The sequence below is a fragment of the Aeromonas cavernicola genome, assembly GCF_002795305.1.
In the GTDB taxonomy this organism is placed as follows: domain Bacteria; phylum Pseudomonadota; class Gammaproteobacteria; order Enterobacterales; family Aeromonadaceae; genus Aeromonas; species Aeromonas cavernicola.
This window is the reverse complement of the sequence record NZ_PGGC01000077.1, coordinates 21265-43713: the sequence shown is the minus strand read 5'-3', so window position 1 is coordinate 43713 and position 22449 is coordinate 21265. Positions and strand designations below refer to the sequence as shown.

Sequence of the window (22449 nt, the reverse complement as noted above, 5' to 3'; positions counted from 1 at the left end):
CTGTAGTAGTAAACAGATGATAACGGCGGGCCCAGCGCCCGCCGCTTGCTGTTGTGGCTTTCCCTTACTGCAAAGAGGATTTCTATGAGCACCATCTTCACCCGCTTGATGGCCGTCGTTCTGACAGGCTTGCTGCTGCAAGGCTGCGGGTTTCATATGCGTGGATCGGGGATTCCAAGCGAGTTGATGACCATGAAGGTCACTGGCGATAACAAAAGCGACTTTTACCGGCTAGTGACCACCCGCCTGAAAGCAGCGGGGGTGACACTCGCTGATAAAGAAGGCGTTCCTGTCCTCGCTCTGGGTAACATCGGCACGACCAGCCAGGTCGCCTCGGTCAATGCACTGGGGGCGGACACTGAATATGTACTGGGCTTTAGCACCCAGTTCACCATCGCTGTCGCGGGCAAACCGACCCAAGTGTTTCCCATTAACTTCAACCGCAGCTTCCTCAACAAGCCAGATGCGGCGCTTGCCTCCTCCCGCGAGCAGGAGCAACTCAACCGCGAGATGCAGGAACAGGCGGCCAATCAGGTGCTCCGGCAGTTAAGCCAGGTCAGTTTTTGATGCGCCTATCCTGATGAGAATCGGTGAATGAGAGTCTACCCAGAACAATTTGCTGACCACCTCAAAGCAGGGCTTCGGCCCTGCTATCTCGTTTTTGGTGACGAGCCGCTACTGCGATTGGAGGCTATCGACGCCATCCGTCAGGTCGCCCGTAAACAGGGCTTTGATGAGCGCCACACCTTCGTGGTAGAGCAGGGGCTGGACTGGAATCAGGTCTATGACGCCTGTCAGGCCATGAGCCTCTTCTCTGCCCGCCAAATCATCGAGCTAGAGCTGCCCGCCAAGGTGGACAAAGATTTGGCGGCCCGCATTAGCGAGATTGGCAAGCAGCTTCACCCCGACCTGCTGCTGGTGCTCAGTGGCGGTCGTCTGAATCAAACCCAGATGAAGGCGGCTTGGTTCGACAAGCTCTACCAGAGCGGGACCTATGTCCCAGTCAATCACCCCGAACCCAAGTTTTTCCCACGCTGGATGAGTTCCCGTTTTGCCCGTTTTGGCCTCAAGGCACTGCCGGATGCCATCAACTTCATGTGCCACAGCTATGAGGGCAACCTGCTGGCCGCCAGCCAGGAGATTGAGAAGCTGACCCTGCTCTCACCGCCGCAACCCATCAGCATCGGGTATCTGCAAGAGACCATCATCCGCCACGCTCACTTCACCCCGTTTCAGCTGATCGACACCCTGCTGGAGGGAAAAGTGAATCGGGCCCAGCGGATTTTGGCTGCGCTGCGCGCTGAGGGCACTGAGCCGGGGATGCTAGCTTGGACCCTCTGCCGCGAGCTGGAACAACTGACCGAGCTGGCGCTCGTGATGCACAGCGGCCAACCGCTAGGCACCCATTTTAGTCGCCTGCGGATCTGGCAAAGCCGCCAGCAGCTGATCCAGCAGGCGCTGACTCGGCTGCCGCTGGCCAAGCTGCAGCAGCTGTGGCAACTGATGACCCAGCTGGACGATGCCCAGCGCCACTTTGATACCGAGCAAGCTTGGCTGATGCTGCAAACCCTCACCCTCGGTTTTCGTGATGCCAGCCCGCTGCCCACGGTGATGATGGCGAGGTCGCCATGCTGACAGCCCCAATCGGCTTATTAGGGGGCACCTTTGACCCGATCCATATCGGCCATTTGCGCCCAGCCATCGAGGTGCGCGATGCCATTGGTCTTGCTGAAGTGCGGCTGATCCCAAACCATATCCCACCCCACCGCGCCAACCCGTTCTGCTCCAGCGAACAGCGGCTCGCCATGGTCAGGCTGGCGGCGGCGGAGAACCGCCACTTTGTAGTGGATGAGCGCGAGCTTTTGCGCGACAAGCCCTCTTACACCATCGATACCTTGGTTGAGCTGCGGCAAGAGCTGCCCGAGACGCCACTCTGTTTTTTGATGGGGATGGATTCACTGCTCGGCCTGCCGAGCTGGCACCGCTGGCAGGAGCTGCTCGGTTATGCCCATCTGGTGGTAAGCGTGCGGCCAGGCTGGCAACCAGATTATCCGGCCGAGGTGGCGCAGCTATTGGCCCGCCATCACACCACGGATGCCAGCGCACTGCATCGGTGTCTGGCCGGCCATGTCTGGCTGGCGGACAACCAGCCCATCGATCTATCTGCCACTCGGCTACGCGCGTTGCTGGATGCAGGTCAAGATGCCCGTTACCTCTTACCCGAGTCGGTTGCGCACTATATTGATCAACAGGGGCTCTACCGCACCATGTGCCGATAGCCCTGCGGTGACCCGTTCCAGTAGGAAACGAATGTGACCATGATATAATCCGGCGCCCTCACGCTGTCAGGCGCTGGTACACAGGAGAGACTCATTGCAAGGCCAAGAACTACACGCCTTTATCATTGACAAGATCGATGACATGAAAGGCCGCGACATCATCACCCTTGATGTGCGCGGCAAATCCAGCATCACTGACACCATGATCGTCTGCTCCGGCAACTCCAATCGCCACGTCTGTGCCATCGCCAACCACTTGGCCAGTGAAGCACGCCTCGCTGGGCTTGACCTGCTGAGCGTCGAGGGGCAACTGACTGGCGAGTGGGTACTGGTAGATCTCGGCGCCATCATCGTGCACGTGATGCAGGATGAGTATCGTGACTTTTACCAGTTGGAAAAACTGTGGGGCGATGCCGCCCAGCTAAACATGCAATAACCAGAGCGGCCGCGTAGCAACCATGAAGATTCAATTAATTGCAGTGGGCACCAAGATGCCCGCTTGGGTAGAACATGGCTTCGAAGAGTATCGGCGCCGGTTCCCAAAAGAGATGCCATTCGAACTGGTCGAAATCGCGGCCGGAAAACGGGGTAAAAACGCCGATATCCCGCGCATTCTGCAAAAAGAGGGGGAAGCCATGCTCGCTGCCGCCGGCCGCGCGCGCCTCGTCACCCTCGATATTCCGGGCAACCCCTGGACCACCGAGCAACTCGCCGCCCAACTCGAGGTCTGGAAACTCGATGGCCGTGATGTAGCACTGCTGGTGGGGGGGCCGGAAGGCTTATCCCCCGAATGCAAGGAGGCAGCCGAACAGAGCTGGTCGCTATCGCCACTCACCCTGCCCCATCCGCTGGTGCGCGTGCTGGTAGCTGAGAGTCTGTACCGAGCGTGGAGCATCACCACCAACCACCCCTATCACCGAGAGTGAGCCTTAATTCATGTCTGCGCACTGCCCAACGTCGCCTCATCCCATTCATCACGCACAGCGCGCCTTCCCTTGCTGCTGTGATGAGCGAGCGCTGGGCTTAGCAAGGCTCACCCATTGCTGCCCACCCATGCCCATTGAGGAGACAGCATGTTAAAACAACGCATTGAGATGCGTGACCACAGTGCCGAGGGAAATCTGTTTTTCCGGCGTACCTTGGTTGCTTATATCGTTATCGTGACCCTCATGTTGATTTTGCTGGGCAATCTCTATTACCTGCAGGTTGAGTCTTACGATACCTATCAAACCCGTTCCAACTCGAATCGCATTCGGGTGGTGCCAGTTGCCCCCCCACGCGGCTTAATTTATGACGCTAATGGCGTGTTGCTAGCAGAAAACCGCCCCGTTTATAGCTTGGAAATTGTGCCGGAAGAGACAAAGGATCTGGAAAAAACCACCGATGAGCTGATCCAGTTGCTCTCCCTGCCGGAGGGGACCAAAGAGAAGTTCTTGACCGAGGTCAAACGGCAGCGTCGTTTTAAGCCGGTGGCGCTCTATGAAAAACTGAGCGAGCATCAGGTCGCGCTGTTCTCGGTCAACCAGCATAACTATCCTGGGGCCAGCATCGAGGCCTACCTCAAGCGCTACTACCCGTTTGGCGATACCTTGACCCATGCGCTGGGCTACGTGGCCAAAATCAACATCAAGGATGTCGAGCGCCTAGAAAAAGAAGAAAAAATCGCCAACTACGCCGCCACCCAAGATATCGGTAAACAAGGGGTAGAGAAGTTCTACGAAGATGAACTACACGGAGTCGCCGGCTATCAAGAGGTCGAGGTCAACAACCGTGGCCGCGTCGTGCGCACCCTCAAATTCCAGCCCCCGGTGCCCGGCAAAGATATCTATCTCAATATCGACATTCGGATGCAGCTCAAAGCGCAACAGCTGCTAGGGGGGCAACGGGGCGCCATTGTGATGATGGACCCCACCACCGGCGCCATCATCGCCATGGAGTCGAGTCCAAGCTACGACCCCAACCTGTTCGTGACCGGTATCTCCAGCGCGAACTATTCGGCGCTGCTCAATGATCCATCACGCCCCTTGGTCAATCGCACCACCCAGGGGATTTATGCCCCCGCCTCCACGGTTAAGCCCATGATGTCGGTGATGGGTCTCAATGAGGGGGCCATCACCCCCAACTATCGCTACTTCGGCGGCCCCAGCTTCTCCATTCCCGGCACCACCAAGAAGTTTCGTGATTGGCGTAAATGGGGCCATGGCTGGCTCGATGTCTACCGCGCCATCGAGGTCTCTGCAGATACCTATTTCTATGATCTCGCCTACCGAGTCGGCATCGACAAAATCCATAGTTACATGACCAAGTTTGGCTTTGGCCAGTACAGCGGGGTCGATCTCTATGAAGAGACCAAAGGGGTGATGCCCTCTCGTGACTGGAAGATGGCACGCTGGCGCCAGCCTTGGTATCAAGGCGACACCATCTCCATCGGGATCGGCCAAGGCTATTGGAGTGCGACCCCGATTCAGCTTGCCAAGGCCACCAGCATCTTGACCCAAAATGGTCATGATGTGACGCCACACCTGCTGAAAAGCACAGCTTCGCAAGAGGGGGTGGTCGATGCCCCCATCAACCCCAACATGGCATTACAAGCCAAAAATGAGAGTTACTGGCAGGTTGCACGGGAAGGCATGTGGCGGGTGATCAATGGCAATGAGGGGACGGGACGCAAAGCATTTGCCAATACCCCCTATAAAGCAGCAGGTAAGTCAGGCACCGCTCAGGTGGTCAACATGAAAGAGAATCAGGTCTACAACGCCAAGGCGATGAAGGTGGAACACCGTGACAACGCTCTGTTCGTGGCTTTTGCACCTTATGACGCACCGAAAGCTGTGGTGGCGTTGGTGTTAGAGAATGCCGGGGGGGGCAGTGCTAATGCCGCCCCAGTTGCCCGCGCCATGTTGGATGCCTACCTGCTCCCCCCTGAAGCGCCCTTGCCACCGGCACCGGAACCGCAGACCCAACCGAGTGAGGCCACCCCCCATGAGTAATTCAGCTCGGCAACAGAGCATCTGGTACAAGCTGCATATCGACCTTCCCCTCTTATTGGGGCTGTTGGCAGTGATGACCCTCTCGATGGTGGTGCTCTACTCCGCCTCCGGTCAGGATCTCGATGCCATTGTGCGACAGCTGGTGCGCGGTGGCCTCGCTTTCGCCCTGATGATCGGCATGGCGCAGTTACCGCCCTCCTTCTATGCCCGTTGGTCGGTGCCACTGTTTGTCCTCGTGGTGCTGTTATTGATTGCTGTGGATGTGTTTGGCCACATCGGTAAAGGAGCACAGCGCTGGCTGGATCTCGGTTTTATGAAGTTTCAACCGTCCGAGGTGATGAAACTGTCAATGCCGGTAATGGTAGCCGCTTGGCTCAGCCGCCATTCGTTGCCACCCAAGCTTAGCCATGTGCTGATTGCGCTGGTGATGGTGCTGCTGCCGACCCTGCTGATCGCAGCCCAACCCGACCTTGGCACCTCCATTCTGGTGGCCGCGTCCGGCTTTTTTGTGATTTTTTTGGCTGGCCTCAGCTGGTGGCTGATTGGGCTCGCACTCATGCTGCTAGTGGCATTTATGCCGGTGCTTTGGTATTTCTTGATGCACGACTACCAGCGCCAGCGGGTGCTGATGCTGCTCGACCCAGAAAAAGACCCACTTGGGCGTGGTTACCACATTATCCAATCCAAGATTGCCATTGGTTCTGGCGGCGTCTTTGGCAAGGGCTGGCTGCAGGGCACCCAATCCCAGCTTGAGTTTCTGCCCGAGCGCCACACCGATTTTATCTTTGCGGTCTTTAGCGAGGAGTTTGGGCTAGTCGGGGTTATTTTGCTGCTGGTGCTCTATCTCTACGTCATCAGTCGCTGCCTGTTTATTTCGATGCAAGCCCAGAGCAGCTTCGAGCGCCTCTTAGGCGGGGCCATCACCCTCACCTTCTTCGTTTATGTCTTCGTCAACATGGGGATGGTAAGCGGCATTCTGCCGGTGGTGGGGGTGCCCCTGCCGCTGGTCAGTTATGGCGGTACCTCGATGGTGACGCTGATGGCAGGATTTGGCATCTTAATGTCAATCCAGACTCACCGACGGCTGCTTGCCTGATCCAGGCTTGGACCTGCACACATGCTGCGTCCTCTTGCTTGTCCCCGCACCGATAACCGGTGAGGGGACGCCGGCCTGCTGCCATCAGGCAAGCATATCGGTTTGACCGGATGACCCATGCCCTTATGGGATAGCAACCTCACTCTTTCACCCGCATTCAGGAAACATATGTCTCTTCGCCGCACCCTGCTACCGCTTACCTTGAGCTGCTTGCTGGCCGCCTGCAGCAGCCAACCAGACCAACCCACAGCACCACGGGAACCACTACCAGAGCCTGCCCGCCCCCCAGTTATCGAGATCCCACAAGCAACCGGTGCCATTCCTCGACCCGAACCCCTGAGTAATAGGGGTAACCAGGATTACCAGATTGAGGGAAAAACCGAAAAAGTGTGGCGCGATATCAAGCATTACAGTGAAGAGGGCACCGCCAGCTGGTTGGCCAAAGACCTTGATGGCAATAAAACGGCCAATGGCGACACCATGGATAGCGCACTCTTTAGTGCTGCTCACCGCAACCTGCCACTGCCCAGTTATGTCAAAGTCACGAACCTAGATAACGGGCTGGAGACCATCGTGCGGGTCAATGATAGAGGCCCATTTGATAACAATCGCCTGATTGATCTCTCCTATGCCGCCGCAACACAGTTAGACATGGTGGCGAGCGGCGAAGCGCGGGTACGGTTAGAGCTCATCAATGACACCCCAGACCAGCAGATTGAGCTTGTTCCTCAATTTACGATGACCACCACCCCTGATACCACCAGCCAAGCGAGTCCTGCCGTGCCCCCGCAGCGTCCCCCCGTTGCCCCTACGATGCCGCGCACTCCCAGCTCACCGCCCGTGAGCAAGCCGATCACGACGCCCGCCAAGGTCAGCCCTGCGCAAGGCAAGATGATCCAAGTACTGGCCAGTGGCTCACAAGCGCGGGCGGAAGCGATGGGGAAAGTGATGACCCAGCGTTATGCCGTGCCGTATCAAGTGGTGACCCACGACGCCCTGTTTAGAGTATTACTTGGGCCAGTGGCCACCGACCAACAAGCCACGCTGTTAGAAAAGATTCGACAGGGGGGACTCGAACAAGCATTTATTGTTCCTTAATCCGCTATCTGGCGGGCAACGCCCAGCACGGCAGGCGACAGTGGCCAATTTCACCACCTTAGCGAGCCGATCTGGGCAAAAAACCAGAGATGATCGCCACGTCAGGCTATGCCATGCGGTCGCATCTGGTATAGTGATGCCCGCATTTTATCCCCATCTGGCTCGCAGGAATTTCATGATGTCCAAATTTGCCCGCTCAGTGATTCTGGCCTCACTGTTAAGTGCTACCGCACAGGCCAACACGCCGACGCCGGTACCAGTACCGACCCCAACGCCTAACGCCAATCCCGTGGTAGTGCCTGCCGCGCCGGAAATCTCCGCCAAGGCGCATATCCTGATCGACTATTACTCCGGTCAGGTGCTGGCAGAGGCCAATGCTGATGAGCGTCTGCCACCTGCTAGCCTGACCAAAATGATGACTTCCTACATCGTTGGCGATGAACTGCTCAAAGGAAAAATCAAGGGCACCGACATGGTGACCATCAGCGAGAATGCGTGGTCAAAAAACTACTCCGACTCTTCCAAGATGTTTATCGAAGTGGGTAAGCAGGTCTCCGTCGATGATCTCAACAAGGGCATCATCATCCAATCGGGTAACGATGCCTGCGTTGCCATGGCAGAACATCTGGCCGGCAGTACCGACTCCTTCGCCAGCCTGATGAATGCTTGGGCCGCCAAGCTCGGCATGAAAGACTCCCAGTTCAAAAATCCTCACGGCCTCGATGAAGAGGGGCACTACAGTACTGCCCGCGACATGGCCCGCTTGGGTCAGGCGCTGATCCACGATCAGCCGGAGGAGTACAAGATTTACGCCCAGAAGTCGTTTGTCTTCAATGGCATCACCCAGCACAACCGTAACCGCCTGCTGTGGGATCAGTCGCTACAAGTGGATGGCATCAAGACCGGTCACGTCAGTCAGGTCGGCTATAACTTGGTCTCTTCTGCGACCAACAACGAAGGGATGCGCCTGATCGCCGTGGTGCTGGGAGCCAGCAGCGAGGGCTCGCGCGCTGCCGAGAGTAAAAAGCTGCTGACCTATGGTTTTCGCTTCTTCCAGAGCCTGACCCCCTACAAAGCGGGCACCGAATTGGTCACCCAGAAAATCTGGATGGGCGACAAGCCACAAGTGAAACTCGGTGTCGATCAGGATGTGTCGGTATTGGTCACCCGTGGCCAAGGCAACAACCTCAAAGCCGATTTCCAACTGAATAGCGAACTGAAAGCCCCGTTGGCCAAAGGGCAGCAGGTCGGCATCGTGTTCCTCAAGCAAGGGGAAAAAGAGATTAAACAGGTGCCGTTGGTGGCGCTGGAAGAGGTGGCTGAGGGTGGTTTGATCAGCCGTCTGTGGGATTATGTGGTGATGCTGGTCGCCAGCTGGTTCAAGTAATCCCCCAGCGTGGCATAGCCCCACCACAGCGGCGCCAGCGGGCGCCGCTGTTCGTTTTCCTAGGCAACGAACCCGATACCCCTATCATCTGCCGGTTCCGCCCCATCCCAATTTGTGATAAAAACAGCGCCTCTGCCCCGTGTACATGGGTGCGGGTTCTGATCTAGATACTTGCGACATCCATATCATCCCATGTCACCTTCGTCGTGACATGGTGGTCCACGAAGAGTATGTGTGAGTAGCCATAAAGAAACGATCATCGCTGTGATGATCCAAAGGTGAGTAAATGAATACCAAGTTTGACGAACTGCTGGAATTTCCCTGCGAATTTCCGTTCAAAGTGCTCGGCATCGCCGATCCGGCTCTGCCGGACATGGTGGTGGCAGTCCTTCAGCAGCATGCGCCCGGCACCTACAGCCCGACGGTCCAGCCCAGCTCCAAGGGCAACTACCACTCAGTGCGTGTGACCGTGACCGCCCAGAGCAAGGAGCATATCGAAACCATGTATGCCGCGCTTGGTAAGATCGCGCTGGTAAAATACGTCCTGTAGTTTCTTTCTCGCCCCGGCTTGCGGGGCGATCATGTTTAGCCGAACAGCCCGTCGTGAGGAAGCCATGCCAGCTGGGATTTCCCAACTTCCGTTGATAGTTAGGCATTTGGGTCGCCGCCCCTACCAGCGAGTATGGGAAGCCATGAAAGCCTTCACTGATAGTCGCAGTAGCGACACCCCAGATGAGTTTTGGGTGGTGGAGCACGACCCCGTCTATACCCAAGGGCAAGCGGGCAAAGCCGAACATCTGCTTAATCCGGGCCAGATCCCAGTGGTGCACAGTGATCGCGGTGGCCAAGTCACCTATCACGGCCCCGGCCAGCTGGTGCTTTACGTGCTGGTGGATGTGCGCCGCAGCCAACTGTCCGTGCGCGAGTTGGTGACCGCCCTGGAAACCGCCATTATCCGCACCGTCGCCCAATACCATATCCACGCCTACGCCAAAGCAGACGCCCCTGGGGTTTATGTGAAAAACGATCTGGGTATCGAGGCGAAGCTTGCATCGTTGGGGCTGCGTATCCGTAAGGGATGCTCCTTTCATGGGCTGGCCCTCAATATCAACATGGAGATGAGCCCCTTCCTGCACATCAATCCGTGCGGCTATGCGGGCATGGCCATGACCCAGACCAGCGCGCTGGGTGGCCCACACAGCGTGGCAGAGGCATACCCCATCTTGGTGGCCGAGCTGGCCCAGCTGATGGGGTATCAAGCCATCAATAACATCGACGAAACAGCATGAACAACCCCATGCAGCGTCGTGCTAAGGGCATCGAGATGCCATTGGTGATGATCAATCCGACCACAACAAACACCGAGAGTGAATCATGAGCAAACCCGTTCGTATGGAGCCGGGCGTCAAGCTACGGGATGGCGACAAGATGGCCCTGATCCCGGTGAAATTCATGCCAGATCCCACCGAGGAAGTGCTGCGCAAGCCTGATTGGATGCGGATTAAGCTGCCTGCGTCGAGCCAAAAAATCGAGCATATCAAGAGCACCCTGCGTAAAAACAAGCTGCATTCGGTCTGTGAAGAGGCCTCCTGCCCCAATTTGGCGGAGTGCTTCAACCACGGCACCGCCACCTTCATGATCATGGGCGCTATTTGCACTCGTCGCTGCCCCTTCTGCGACGTGGCCCACGGCCGTCCGCTGGCACTCGATCCGGAAGAGCCGAAGAAGCTGGCGCTGACCATCAAGGAGATGAACCTCAAGTATGTGGTGATCACTTCGGTGGATCGCGATGACCTGCGCGACGGCGGTGCCCAGCACTTCGCCGACTGCATTCGCGAGATCCGCGAGCACAGCCCGCAGACCCGCATCGAGATCCTGACCCCGGACTTCCGTGGCCGGATGGAGCAGGCACTGGAGGTGTTCCGCGAGACGCCGCCAGACGTCTTCAACCACAACCTGGAAACCGCCCCGCGCATGTATCGCGTGGCCCGCCCAGGGGCCGATTACAAGTGGTCACTGGAGCTGCTGCGCCGCATCAAGGAGATGCATCCGCATATACCGACCAAGTCTGGGGTCATGATGGGATTAGGTGAGACCAATGAAGAGATAGTACAGGTACTCAAGGATCTGCGTGAGCACGGGGTCAACATGCTAACCCTCGGTCAATATCTGCAGCCAAGCCGCCACCACCTGCCGGTCAAACGCTACGTACCACCGGCAGAGTTTGACCAGCTCAAAGAGGTGGCCATGGGGCTAGGCTTTACCCACGCCGCCTGCGGCCCTTTTGTGCGCTCTTCTTATCACGCGGACCTGCAGGCAAAAGGCGAAGATATTGTCGGTTACCAAGCCAAATAGCTGGACTGGGTATTGATAAGCCATGGGCAACGGTTGCCCATGGCTTATCTGATAGATGAGATCGGCACGATGCCACAACCAAGATCCTGACTGATCCGCCCCTTCACTCATGAGCAGGCGTTTGCAACTAGGTGATCGTGGGTTTATAACCATGATTAGCCCAGCATGACTGCTGAGTCATCAGAGATGAACATGGCATGTAGCTAACGGTTACATGACTCCCTACAAGTGAAAAAACCTAAGAGTGGGGGGATGGCAATCATGAAACGAAGTGGGTTTACTCTGCTGGAGTTACTGATAGGGATAGCCCTGGGTGTGATACTGCTGGGGATCGGCGCTCCTTCACTCGTTAACCTGCTTAATAGCAATATTGCCCATCAATACGCACAACATCTGCTCCAGCACCTTAATTATGCTCGCCAGCAAGCCATCGATAATCAGCAGCTGATGACCGTGTGCTTAGCCGTAAGCGACAACAATAATGGGGAGTCTTGTCTCGATGCCAATACAGCAGGTGCATCGCGCTTGATCGTATTCATTGATAGCAGCTCCGACCAAATATTAAATGCTAACGAACAGCTGCTGGCAGCCAGTGATCCCCTACCGAATAACTTAACCCTGAACGGCAATCGCCAGTTCACCCAATTCTCGCCAGATGGCACCGCCATCGGCACCCATATGACGTTCCAACTCTGCGTGAGCCAGCAACCCATGGTTAATGTAACTATCTCTCCCTCAGGGCGGAGTAGTATCGCGACTGACTCGCTTATTTGTCCGTGATCTGTATCGCCGCAGTGGTTAATAAACCCAAACCATCCAGGCTATTTCGGCGATAGGCCAGCGTTACCCAGTAAATAATATCTGCGCTATACGCCTTGAGATCAGCGCCAATCTGCTAGTCCGATAATGTGGCAACTTATTCCATGGTCGCTGCCTACTGCTAACCATAATCGGTTAACCGTAGGCAACAACAAGGATGAGCTAGGCCGAAGATTAGCGATTAATCCTAGTAATCATGGCCAATGTTATTCTGCGGTCTTTTTCAGCGGCTTTTTAGGCAAAACAAAGCCAAGCTTTTCTAGTATGGTATCAAAATGGTTGAGATAAATATTTAAACCTACCGCCCATAAGGTCGCAATTAAGATACCACTGTGTAATAACGGCGATAAATACTCCGGCATATATTTGAAAAAGTCTTTTGCCACAATAGGGATCATCCCCATACCAAGACTGATCGCGACAATATACAAGTTGTAGCGATTATTCTGATAATCAACCAGTGATAAAATCTTAATCCCCGTCGCTAATACCATGCCAAACATCACAATTCCTGCCCCCCCTAACACAAATAAAGGGATGGAAGAGATAAATGCGCTCATCTTAGGCATTAAGCTAAACATAATTAAAATGACACCGCTGGCCACACAGACATAGCGACTACGGATCCCCGTCAGGCTGACCAATCCGATATTTTGTGAGAATGAGGTGTGGGGAAATGAGTTGAATACGCCACCAATAACAGTCCCGATAGCATCGACTCGTAACCCACGATTTAAGGCTTTTTCATCGACCGGCTGCTCGACTATATCGCCAAGAGCCATAAACATACCCAGTGATTCAATAAACACGATCAAACAGACAATCGTCATGGTCAGAATTGACCAAAACTCAAACTTAGGCATACCAAATGCAAAAGGCGTCACGATACCAAACCACGAGGCATCAGCAACTTTAGCAAAACTAATTTCCCCCATCTGCCATGCAACAATAAACCCAAAGATAATCCCAAGTAACACCGAGATATTGCTGATAAAACCTTTAGCAAAGCGGGTGATCAACAATATAAAGACCAATACTGCCCATGCAGTCCCGATATAGCGTAAATCACCATAAGTTCCTTTCGCTATTGCTTCTGAGCCCCCTGCGGCCCAGTTAATACCGACCCCCATAATGGAAATACCAATTGAGGTGATAACCACACCAGTTACAACATGAGGGAACAGCCCTTTAAGCTTGCCAATTAAAGGTACGAAAAAGAAAGAAATAATACCTGCTGCAATCGTGGCACCAAATATACCTTGGATACCTAGCTCACTATTATTGCCAATCGCCATCATCGGAGGCACTGCGGCAAATGTTACCGCCATAATGACCGGCATCCTAATACCGATGTATTTACCTACACCCAATGATTGTAAAATAGTAGCGACACCACAGCAAAATAGATCGGCACTGATCAGCATCGCCGTTTCTTGCTCGCTCAGACCTAAGTTCTTCGCAATAATCAGTGGAACTGCAATGGCTCCCGCATACATAACCAAAACATGCTGAATCCCTAAGGTCCATAATTTATTTGCAGGTAGACGCTGATCAACCGAGTTAACACTTTTACTCATGAGATATTGTCTCCACGGTGATGCAATATTTTACTGAACTACATATACATGCAGCCATTAAAAATGGTGCGGATAAGTATTGTCGGCAATGTCGCATTAAAATATCCCTTTCGATAAGAGTGATGACCACTGGCTAGTATCAAGCCTCGCGTGCTACATAGTTTCAGACTGACATTAACATACCCAGTATTTCAATTGGGTGGAGGAAACCACCACCATAATTGAAATTAATAAATTTGCCACATGTCTTATGCTAATAAAGCATGTAAGCGGAAATAAGCAATTTGGTAGATCTGTGTCAACGCAGTTTTTATCTCCTGCTCACGCGAGTTAGCCAATCGCTGAGTAAACGCTTGAATAATACTTTCTCTGTTATGACCTTTTACTGCGATGATAAAAGGAAAGCCAAACTGTTCATTGTAACGCTGATTCAAATATTGCAATTGCTGAAACTCTTCGGCACTGCACGCATTTAAACCGGCCCCTTGCTGCTCATTGGTCGATGCAGCGGTAAGTTCACCACGGATCGCCGCCTTGCCAGCTAATTCAGGGTGCGCACGAATTAACGCTAGTTGCTGTGCAAGATCAGCACACTCGACCACATTAACCATGGCCTGGTGGAGCTCATCAATCCCGCTATAAGGGCGCGTGGCTAAGGCGCCTTCAGCGACCCATGGCGAATGTTCAAATATATCTGCCAAATGCTCAATAAAGCTGGCACTAGCAAACTGATTTAATTCGGTAAGCAACATAGTATTACCTTTTATTTTTGCTTTTTATAATACCCATCAACATCACTCAATAATATTACTGAACTACCCAATTACTAATTAATAGGCGTTCATCATCAGTCATCTGAGTAACATTACCTAGCGGCATATTTTTGCTATTCACTTCCTTCTTTATTCTTTCTGCATTTAATTGAATGTTAGTTGGATTGGTTAACACTAGCCCTTTTTGTGGTGCTGCCATAATAGTGCCTTGGTCTGCGTGACAAGCTGTGCAGCGATTTTTAATCACTTCGACCACTTTGTTAAATTCATCTTGTTGGCCAAGCGCAGCGTTACCCGAGGTAGCGGCAGCTAGCGTATTTTCAGGCGGTTTATTGGTACTATCAGCAGAAATAGTGGTGGCTGCGGCTGATGGCTGTACAGCGTTAGCTGACTTGTTTTGTGGCGCGGCAAAAAAACCAATAACAAGTAAAATCACGCAGCCAGCTACTAATAATGGCGCTTGGTTTTTCCCTGCATGCATAGAAACAAAGTATTGACGAATTAAGGCACCAGCAAAAATAAAGCCGACCATGAATAACCAAGAAAACTCATGGGAATAAATAAACGAGTAATGGTTAGACAGCATCAATATCACAACAGGCAAAGTAAAATATGTGTTGTGTAAAGAGCGCTGTTTGCCACGTTTACCATCTAGTCCATCGACGGCTTCACCCGCTTTAAGGGCTTTCACCATCCGCCTTTGTCCTGGAATAATCCAGAAAAACACATTGGCAGACATGCAGGTTGCCATGACCGCACCAGTGATCAAGAAAGCGGCACGTGCATGAAACATGTGCGTGCTTAAGTAAGCGACGGCAATCATCATCACTGCCACAGCGATAGATAAAAGACCATCTTGCTCCATATTAGGGCTAATCAATTTGCACAATTGGTCATATACCAACCAACCGGCCAGCAAGAATAACACCACCACTAAATTCGCAGTCATGCCATCCATCTTGGCAAACCAGCTCCAACTAAGATTGGGGTCTACCAATAAGAAACTGGAGTTGAGCATGTATACGACGATAAACAGCGCAAAACCAGACAGCCATGTCACATAGGACTTCCAAAATGACCAATGTAAATCTGCTGGAATTTTCGGTGGGTTAGTTAAATATTTTTGATAATGATAAAAGCCGCCACCATGCACGGCATATAACTCACCCAAAAATCCCTTTTTCTTGCCTTCAGCATCACTCGCTGGTTTGAGGCTGTTGTCGAGCATGACAAAATAAATCGACTCACCAATCCAAGCTATCGCGGCAATAACATGTAACCAACGGATGAGAAAATGCGCATATTCAATTAAGAAATCCATTCTATATCCTTATTTAACCTTATTTTTATAGGAGTTTACCTGCATAGAAGCCTATAAAATATTAACTACCACGATAGGTTGAATAGCTCCAAGGGGTAACGACGAGGGGAACGTGAAAGTTATCGGCAGCATTGGTAATATTAAATTGTAAAACCACATCATCTAAAAACTTAATCTCCGGCAAGGTTATGTTCTGCTTATCGAAATAAGGTCCCATCTCAAATATGAGTTGATAACGACCAGGCTGTAAATCATCCCCTTGTAAAAGCGGCACATCACATCGTCCATCAAGGTTGGTAATATGGCTACATATTCGCTCAAATGTTTGGCCGACATACCGATATAGATGAAAGCTTACCCCTGCAGCGGGTTTACCTTGTGAACTGTCTAAGACATGGGTTGATAACTTGCCCACAACATTATCCTCCAACGATGAAGTATTAATATATTTTATGTTATGTATTAGAGGGCTTAGCTAGTGACATAGCTTAATAACAGCTAGCCCTCTATCTTGATATTATCCGAGCGGCCATTTACATGATAAAAACATGTACCAGCAATATCAGTTTTTATAATATTCAATACTAATGCGCGTTAGTATTTTCAACGGCAATATCTTCACCGCTCACATCAACATAGACGGCTTTTTTATCTGCAATGCAATAATAAATTGTCGCAGCAATCCCTACGCCGAAAAACCAAGTGAACGATGACATAAATTGAAAGGAGGGTAACAGCGCTAAGCCCAATGCTATCAGCGATGATGGAATCAGTGCATATATTGCTTTAGGGTTGTATCCAGCCTGATAAAAATAACTACCATGGCTCGCTTCAGTGTATAAGTCAGGCACATTAACTTTCGCCTTTCTTAGCAACCAATAGTCGGCCATGATGATGCCAAATAATGGCCCTAACAGGGCGCCAAGTCCACCTAGGAAATACACAATCACAATCGGTGAGTTATATAAATGCCATGGTAAAATCACTAATCCAAGCACCGCACTAACGATAGCAGCACGTCTGAAATTAAGTGATCGTGGAAACAAGTTAGTCAAGGCATAGACTGGCGCAACAAAGTTCGCCATCAGGTTTACTGCAACTGTCAATACTAGCAAGGCAATACAGGCGATACTTAATATAAATTTATTCGGAATGCTTTGTACAATATCTGATGGGCTCTGGATAATTGTGCCATTGAGACTAAATTGTCCTCCTGCCATTAAGATAACAATCACCCCGAATAGGAACATATTGATCGGGATACCCCAGAAATTACCCCGCAACATTGATTGCTTACTTTTCGATGATCGCGTGAAATCACAAAAATTGAGTACAAATGTGCCATATATCGCCACCCAAAGTGCGCCACCACCAAATATGGTGAGCCACATTTCTGTGCCGACTAATTTGTTAGTAATCGATGGTGCAATATTCCCATCGACCTGAATGAACATCCATATGGCCAAGCTCGTCATGGTTACTAAGACGATAGGACCTGCAATCGCCTCATATTTACGAACCAGTTCCATGCCATAACTAATAATCACTGTTTGGACGACCCATAAACTGAGAAACGTAGCCCAGCCAAGTGACGATAAACCGAGAATATTGTTTTGGTTATAGGCTGCCACACCGGGAAAGAGTGCTTCGAGCATAATCCGCAGCACCACTGAGGCTAAGTAGGTTTGTATACCAAACCAGACGATAGCAACCCCACCTCGGAGTAGTGCGGCGATTTGAGCGCCGTGGATGCCGAAAGCAATCCGGCTCATGACAGGGAATGGTATTCCGGTTTTTTCGCCCATCAGGCCAGATAGGCTCAGTAATAGAAAGAGCAACACAGCACCAATACTAAGTGAGAGCAGTATTTGCCAGCCACCCAACCCTAGCGCGAATAAACCGATGGCAAAGGAGTAGTTGCCCAAGCTATGCACATCATTAACCCACAGCGTAAAAATATTGTAACCGCTCCAACTCCTGCCCTCACGCTTGGTCGGTGCAAGATCCTGATTGTACAGCCGAGGACTCAGTTTATCGTCCACGTCCGGCAGGCTATGTGGGGTTGCTGGTGATCTCACCACATTCCCAACAACCGTTTCTCCGAACGTCCCAGCAATCGAATTGGTCATGATGACTCTTTCTCCAACGATATGGTAAGGGTGTTACATCTATAAATTCCGTATTATGAAAATTTGATACTGCATTATGAAAGTACAGTGATTACTGTCGAGCAGTCAATACTTGAACAAGGTTTTGAGTACGAGGATGTGACATAACACGCAACATTTATGAAACATTTGATTAATTGACTGAGCTGAAACAGCGTGGGATTAACGACAACGAAGAAACAATAACATACTGAAAAAAAAGAATTTTAATAACTACACTATGCGTGGTAGCACATTATTTGGTCACTCCATTCAATCCTCTCCTTCATCTAGCAATGAATAATTTCCATAAACAAACCTTAACAATTCATCGTCGGAGGGTGAAACCTAAGCCAATCCTCAAAAGAACCTTCAATTGTGTGAGATTGGTAACAAAATGAGCAGCACTTCATTTACCACTTATTGACGTAGCACAATAAACAACACAAAATTTCACATAATGGAAAACAATTTCCCAATTATGAAATTAAAATCAAGACAGGAATAACGATGCGAATTCTCGTTGTGAACGTTAATACGACCGACAGTATGACCCGCGCCATCGCGGCGCAGGCCCGCGCAGTGGCAGCCGTAGAGACAGAGATCATTGGTCTAACGCCACGGTTTGGTGCTGAGTCATGCGAGGGTAATTTCGAGAGTTACTTAGCTGCATTAGCGGTGATGGACGCCGTCCAGCACTATCCCCATCCGTTTGATGCGGTGGTCCAGGCAGGCTACGGCGAACATGGTAGAGAGGGGCTGCAGGAGCTATTAGATGTACCGGTAGTCGACATTACCGAAGCGGCAGCCAGCACGGCGATGTTCTTAGGCCACAAGTACTCGGTGATTACCTCGCTGGATCGGGCAGTACCGCTGATTGAGGATCGTCTACGGCTGGCGGGATTACTACAGCGTTGTGCATCAATTAGAGCAAGCGGTCTTGGAGTGCTAGAGCTAGAAGAGCATCCAGAGCGGGCAATCGATGCTATCGCCGCGCAGGCCGTGCTCGCCGTTGAACAAGATAAAGCGGAAGTGATCATTCTTGGCTGTGGCGGCATGTCTGGGCTGCGTGAGCGGGTATCTCAACGCACCGGCGTCCCGATCGTCGATGGCGTGGCCGCAGCGGTCACCATTGCAGAATCATTAGTGCGGCTTGGGCTCACCACCTCGAAAGTCCGCACCTATGCCCCGCCGCGTCCCAAACAGGTCAGCGGCTGGCCGACATTCTTCACTGATCACGCAGGCAAATGAACGCGCACTGGGGAGTGGTACGGGCAAGCATATGCAGAGCGGCTAGCCTCACCACAGGCCTCCCCCCAAATCAGATAACAGTGACACCGCACTAGCCGCGCAACGATCAAGCAATCCCATCACAGCAGTGCATGGGGTTATTGAACTAGGAGCCGATTCCAGTAGGCGCAATGGCCACCGCCAAGGTGGTCACGCATAGCGAGCAGAAACTGCAGCGAACATGGCGTAGCTGAGGATTTCGAGCACGATGCAGGATCAAGTGACAAGTGCAATCGCCCTACTGGAATTGTCTCTAAACGTCTGAGCAGAACCATGCCATGACGTTATTTCGCAGTAATGTTCCCTGCCGTCCATGAGGGAATTTATGTTGACTGAGATTGTCGGACGATCTCAACCTTAATAACTAATAGGAGTTCAATAATGATGCTTAAAAAAGTGGTATTAACCAGTGCATTACTTTTTACTGCCGTCTTGCCCATGCACTCTTATGGCGCTAATCCAGCGATATATATCAACGATCTGAATAAAGGTAGCCAAGCTGAATTTGAATCAGCGCTCAGTAAAATTTTTGAACGAGCACCTTGGGCCATTGAAAGTGTTGCGGCTAAACGCCCTTTTAAAGGATTTGTCGATCTCTATGAAAATATTATTTTGACGATTAAAAATGCTGGTCCAGAAACCCAGATGACATTAATTAAAAGCCACCCAGATCTTGCCTGTAAAGGTATTCGCCCAGCTGAGATCACTCAGCATTCAGAAAACGAACAGGGCGGTGCTGGCCTCAATGAATGTTCACCAGAGGAGGCGAGTAAACTGGCTGAGCTCAATAAAACCTATAAAGCCAAATTTGGTTTCCCTTTTATGTTGGCGATCAAAGGATTTAATAGAACCGAAATGATCGAGCAGCTTGAGCAAAGAATTAACAACGATCGCCAGCAGGAATTTGATACTGCCCTTCAGCAAATATATAAAGTCGTCATGTGGCGTCTCTCTGATACTGTGAAATAACAATCTACCCACCACCTATTTTCTCATTATCAAGCAGCGATAAACATTGCGTTTATCGCTGCTTTTATATTGCCTACATACCTTACCCTGTCGGCATGATGGGCACAGCCTATTGGGCCTCGCATCGCGCCTAAAAACGCAGCAAACAAGTCGTACCTGAAGGTGTCGAGCACAGACGCAGGGCCAACATGGTGAGCTAACTCGCCTAATGGGATAGGTTCTACATAGCCAAATAACGTGCGGCTATCTGCCACCCATGCTCGTCACGGGCTGAGGTTCTTAGCAGATGAAGGAACATAACAAGAGGGCGGGGAGCAGGAATACCCCATCAATGCGGGTCAACATCGCCCCTCTGCCAACCGCAGAGGGGCGCTAGCTATCTGGTGAATATCAAACGGCACGCGCCGTACCACTTCACTGGCATGTGCCCGATCATCATCACCTACTGCGCCAACCGAGATGGCCGAGGCGTGTTACCTCAGCCGACCGGATAACGAGGTGAATCGGGCCTTAATCAATGCCGTGGTTAGCGCACATCAATGACGCAGGGGAGAGAGCGCGGTCGGAGCATCCGCCGCACAGCTCGCCAGATCCTCAAACTCATTGATATTGTTGATTTCTGTCCCCATCGCGATGTTAGTCACCCGCTCCAAGATAATCTCCACAACCACCGGCACCGAATACTCGGCAATCAGGGCTTTCGCGTCGTTGAGGGCCGCATAGATCTGGCTTGGGTCTTTCACCCGAATGGCTTTACAGCCTAGCCCCTCGGCGACTTTGACGTGATCAACGCCATAGCCTTCGGTTTCCGGCGAGTTGATATTCTCAAACGCCAGCGAGACGTGATAATCCATCTCAAAGCCACGCTGTGCCTGACGGATCAAGCCCAGATAAGAGTTATTCACCACCACATGGATGTAAGGCAGCTTGAACTGAGCCCCTACCGCCAACTCTTCAATCATGAATTGGAAGTCATAGTCACCGGATAGCGCCACCACGGTTTCATTCGGCTTGGCACGCACCACCCCCAAGGCTGCTGGGCCAGTCCAGCCCAGTGGGCCAGCTTGCGCCGCGTTGATCCACTTGCGCGGACCATACACATGCAGGAGCTGGGCGGCAGCAATCTGCGACAAACCGATGGTGGTCACATAAGTGGTGTCACGGCCAAAGGCGCGGTTCATTTCCTGATACACCCGCTGCGGCTTAATCGGCATATTGTCGAAATTGGTTTTACGCTGCAGCGTCGCTTTACGGTCGCGGCACTCGTTCACCCACTGGCTGTAATTAGCCACATCCCCTGCGGCTTTGCGCTCTTTGGCCACCTCTAACAGTCGATCGAGGGCAATACCTGCATCGGAGGTAATCCCCAAATCGGGGGCAAACACGCGGCCAATTTGGGTCGGCTCAATGTCGATGTGGATAAACTTGCGCCCCTGGGTATAGGTTGCCAGACCGCCAGTGTGGCGGTTCGCCCAGCGGTTACCAATCCCGATGACGACGTCTGACGCCAGCAAGGTCTGGTTACCGTAGCGATGGGACGTTTGCAGCCCGACCATGCCGACCATCAGCGGGTGATCGTCAGGAATGGCGCCCCAGCCCATTAAGGTCGGGATCACTGGGATTTGTAATATCTCAGCCAACTCCACCAGCTTTTCGGAGGCATTGGCATTGATCACCCCGCCGCCTGCCACGATCAGTGGTCGCTCGGCACTGAGCAACATATCCAGCGCCTTTTCAGCCTGCTTGCGCGAGGCGGCAGGCCGCTCGACCGCCAGTGGTTCATAGGTCTCAGGGTCCCACTCAATTTCGGCCAGCTGCACATCGATCGGCAGATCCAGTAACACTGGGCCTGGACGACCGGAACGCATCAGCTGGAACGCCTTTTGGAACGCCCCCGGCACCTGAGCAGGCTCCAGAACGGTCATGGCCATCTTGGTCAGCGGAGCGGCAATCGTCTGAATATCGACCGCCTGAAAATCTTCTTTGTGTAACTTGGCAACCGGCGCCTGACCGGTGATGCACAGCATAGGGATCGAGTCCGCCCACGCGGCGTACAGCCCTGTGATCATGTCGGTCCCAGCCGGGCCCGAGGTGCCGATACAGATGCCAATGTTGCCGGGTTTGGCACGGCTATAGCCGTCGGCCATGTGGGATGCACCCTCCACATGGCGAGCGAGGGTGTGACGGATACCACCATGGGCACGCATCGCAGAATAAAAGGGGTTAATTGCCGCACCGGGCAAACCGAAAGCCTCTGTCGCGCCTTCTAACGCCAAAATGGCCACTGCCACATCAACCGTACGCATCTTCGCCATAACGTGTTCTTTCCTTCATCTTGACTGGGTGTG

General features: G+C 52.2%; 21 protein-coding genes. 15 read left to right on the top strand and 6 right to left on the bottom strand.

Annotated features, from left to right (window positions below; all coding sequences use genetic code 11):
- Nucleotides 1–84: 84 nt before the first annotated feature.
- From CUC53_RS08735 to CUC53_RS08675, 13 genes are all read left to right on the top strand, one after another.
- Nucleotides 85–567 carry an LPS-assembly lipoprotein LptE gene (locus CUC53_RS08735; protein WP_100293796.1) on the top strand — a complete coding sequence of 161 codons (483 nt, stop codon included), beginning with the start codon at nucleotides 85–87 and terminating at the stop codon, nucleotides 565–567.
- 27 nt (nucleotides 568–594) lie between these two features.
- A complete protein-coding gene (gene holA, locus CUC53_RS08730; protein ID WP_100293795.1) occupies nucleotides 595–1635 on the top strand; it encodes a DNA polymerase III subunit delta in 1041 nt (346 codons plus the stop codon).
- The gene (nadD, locus tag CUC53_RS08725) at nucleotides 1629–2279 is read left to right on the top strand and encodes a nicotinate-nucleotide adenylyltransferase (protein ID WP_100293794.1); all 651 of its coding nucleotides are present in this window, start codon (nucleotides 1629–1631) and stop codon (nucleotides 2277–2279) included. The genes holA and nadD overlap by 7 nt, the downstream gene beginning before the upstream one ends.
- Nucleotides 2280–2373: 94 nt before the next feature.
- A complete protein-coding gene (gene rsfS / locus CUC53_RS08720; RefSeq protein ID WP_100293793.1) occupies nucleotides 2374–2715 on the top strand; it encodes a ribosome silencing factor in 342 nt (113 codons plus the stop codon).
- Nucleotides 2716–2737: 22 nt separating this feature from the next.
- On the top strand, nucleotides 2738–3205 hold the full coding sequence (gene rlmH, locus CUC53_RS08715; RefSeq protein WP_100293792.1) for a 23S rRNA (pseudouridine(1915)-N(3))-methyltransferase RlmH: 468 nt from the start codon (nucleotides 2738–2740) through the stop codon (nucleotides 3203–3205).
- 147 nt (nucleotides 3206–3352) lie between these two features.
- Entirely contained in the window at nucleotides 3353–5269 is a 1917-nt protein-coding gene (gene mrdA / locus CUC53_RS08710; protein WP_100293791.1) for a penicillin-binding protein 2, read from the top strand.
- Entirely contained in the window at nucleotides 5262–6365 is a 1104-nt protein-coding gene (gene rodA / locus CUC53_RS08705) for a rod shape-determining protein RodA (protein WP_157798234.1), read from the top strand. The genes mrdA and rodA overlap by 8 nt, the downstream gene beginning before the upstream one ends.
- 168 nt (nucleotides 6366–6533) lie before the next feature.
- Nucleotides 6534–7463, top strand: coding sequence for a septal ring lytic transglycosylase RlpA family protein (locus tag CUC53_RS08700; protein ID WP_100293789.1), 930 nt, complete (start codon nucleotides 6534–6536; stop codon nucleotides 7461–7463).
- Nucleotides 7464–7641: 178 nt separating this feature from the next.
- Entirely contained in the window at nucleotides 7642–8850 is a 1209-nt protein-coding gene (locus CUC53_RS08695; RefSeq protein ID WP_100293788.1) for a serine hydrolase, read from the top strand.
- Nucleotides 8851–9136: 286 nt separating this feature from the next.
- A complete protein-coding gene (ybeD, locus tag CUC53_RS08690) occupies nucleotides 9137–9400 on the top strand; it encodes a DUF493 family protein YbeD (protein WP_100293787.1) in 264 nt (87 codons plus the stop codon).
- 64 nt (nucleotides 9401–9464) lie between these two features.
- On the top strand, nucleotides 9465–10139 hold the full coding sequence (lipB, locus tag CUC53_RS08685) for a lipoyl(octanoyl) transferase LipB (RefSeq protein ID WP_100293786.1): 675 nt from the start codon (nucleotides 9465–9467) through the stop codon (nucleotides 10137–10139).
- Nucleotides 10140–10224: 85 nt separating this feature from the next.
- The gene (gene lipA / locus CUC53_RS08680; RefSeq protein ID WP_100293785.1) at nucleotides 10225–11205 is read left to right on the top strand and encodes a lipoyl synthase; all 981 of its coding nucleotides are present in this window, start codon (nucleotides 10225–10227) and stop codon (nucleotides 11203–11205) included.
- Between the two features lie 261 nt (nucleotides 11206–11466).
- Nucleotides 11467–11985, top strand: coding sequence for a GspH/FimT family pseudopilin (locus CUC53_RS08675; RefSeq protein ID WP_100293804.1), 519 nt, complete (start codon nucleotides 11467–11469; stop codon nucleotides 11983–11985).
- A gap of 245 nt (nucleotides 11986–12230) precedes the next feature.
- On the opposite strand, the gene CUC53_RS08670 is transcribed toward CUC53_RS08675, so the two are convergent.
- The 5 genes from CUC53_RS08670 to CUC53_RS08650 all read right to left on the bottom strand — a co-directional run bounded on the left by CUC53_RS08670 (nucleotide 12231) and on the right by CUC53_RS08650 (nucleotide 17824).
- Complete coding sequence (locus tag CUC53_RS08670) at nucleotides 12231–13601, bottom strand: nucleobase:cation symporter-2 family protein (protein WP_100293784.1); 1371 nt, start codon at nucleotides 13599–13601, stop codon at nucleotides 12231–12233.
- Between the two features lie 248 nt (nucleotides 13602–13849).
- Nucleotides 13850–14353 carry a 2-oxo-4-hydroxy-4-carboxy-5-ureidoimidazoline decarboxylase gene (uraD, locus tag CUC53_RS08665; protein ID WP_100293783.1) on the bottom strand — a complete coding sequence of 168 codons (504 nt, stop codon included), beginning with the start codon at nucleotides 14351–14353 and terminating at the stop codon, nucleotides 13850–13852.
- Between the two features lie 55 nt (nucleotides 14354–14408).
- Nucleotides 14409–15695 (bottom strand): urate hydroxylase PuuD, encoded by a 1287-nt coding sequence (locus CUC53_RS08660; RefSeq protein ID WP_100293782.1) that lies wholly within the window; start codon nucleotides 15693–15695, stop codon nucleotides 14409–14411.
- Nucleotides 15696–15756: 61 nt separating this feature from the next.
- On the bottom strand, nucleotides 15757–16110 hold the full coding sequence (uraH, locus tag CUC53_RS08655; RefSeq protein WP_100293781.1) for a hydroxyisourate hydrolase: 354 nt from the start codon (nucleotides 16108–16110) through the stop codon (nucleotides 15757–15759).
- Nucleotides 16111–16279: 169 nt separating this feature from the next.
- A complete protein-coding gene (locus tag CUC53_RS08650) occupies nucleotides 16280–17824 on the bottom strand; it encodes an NCS1 family nucleobase:cation symporter-1 (protein ID WP_100293780.1) in 1545 nt (514 codons plus the stop codon).
- A 528-nt stretch (nucleotides 17825–18352) separates the two neighbouring features.
- Here CUC53_RS08650 and CUC53_RS08645 point away from each other — a divergent pair.
- Entirely contained in the window at nucleotides 18353–19093 is a 741-nt protein-coding gene (locus tag CUC53_RS08645; RefSeq protein ID WP_100293779.1) for an aspartate/glutamate racemase family protein, read from the top strand.
- A gap of 420 nt (nucleotides 19094–19513) precedes the next feature.
- Nucleotides 19514–20101, top strand: coding sequence for a 2-oxo-4-hydroxy-4-carboxy-5-ureidoimidazoline decarboxylase (gene uraD / locus CUC53_RS08640; RefSeq protein ID WP_100293778.1), 588 nt, complete (start codon nucleotides 19514–19516; stop codon nucleotides 20099–20101).
- Nucleotides 20102–20637: 536 nt separating this feature from the next.
- On the opposite strand, the gene gcl is transcribed toward uraD (CUC53_RS08640), so the two are convergent.
- The gene (gene gcl, locus CUC53_RS08635; RefSeq protein ID WP_100293777.1) at nucleotides 20638–22416 is read right to left on the bottom strand and encodes a glyoxylate carboligase; all 1779 of its coding nucleotides are present in this window, start codon (nucleotides 22414–22416) and stop codon (nucleotides 20638–20640) included.
- Between the last annotated feature and the right edge of the window lie 33 nt (nucleotides 22417–22449).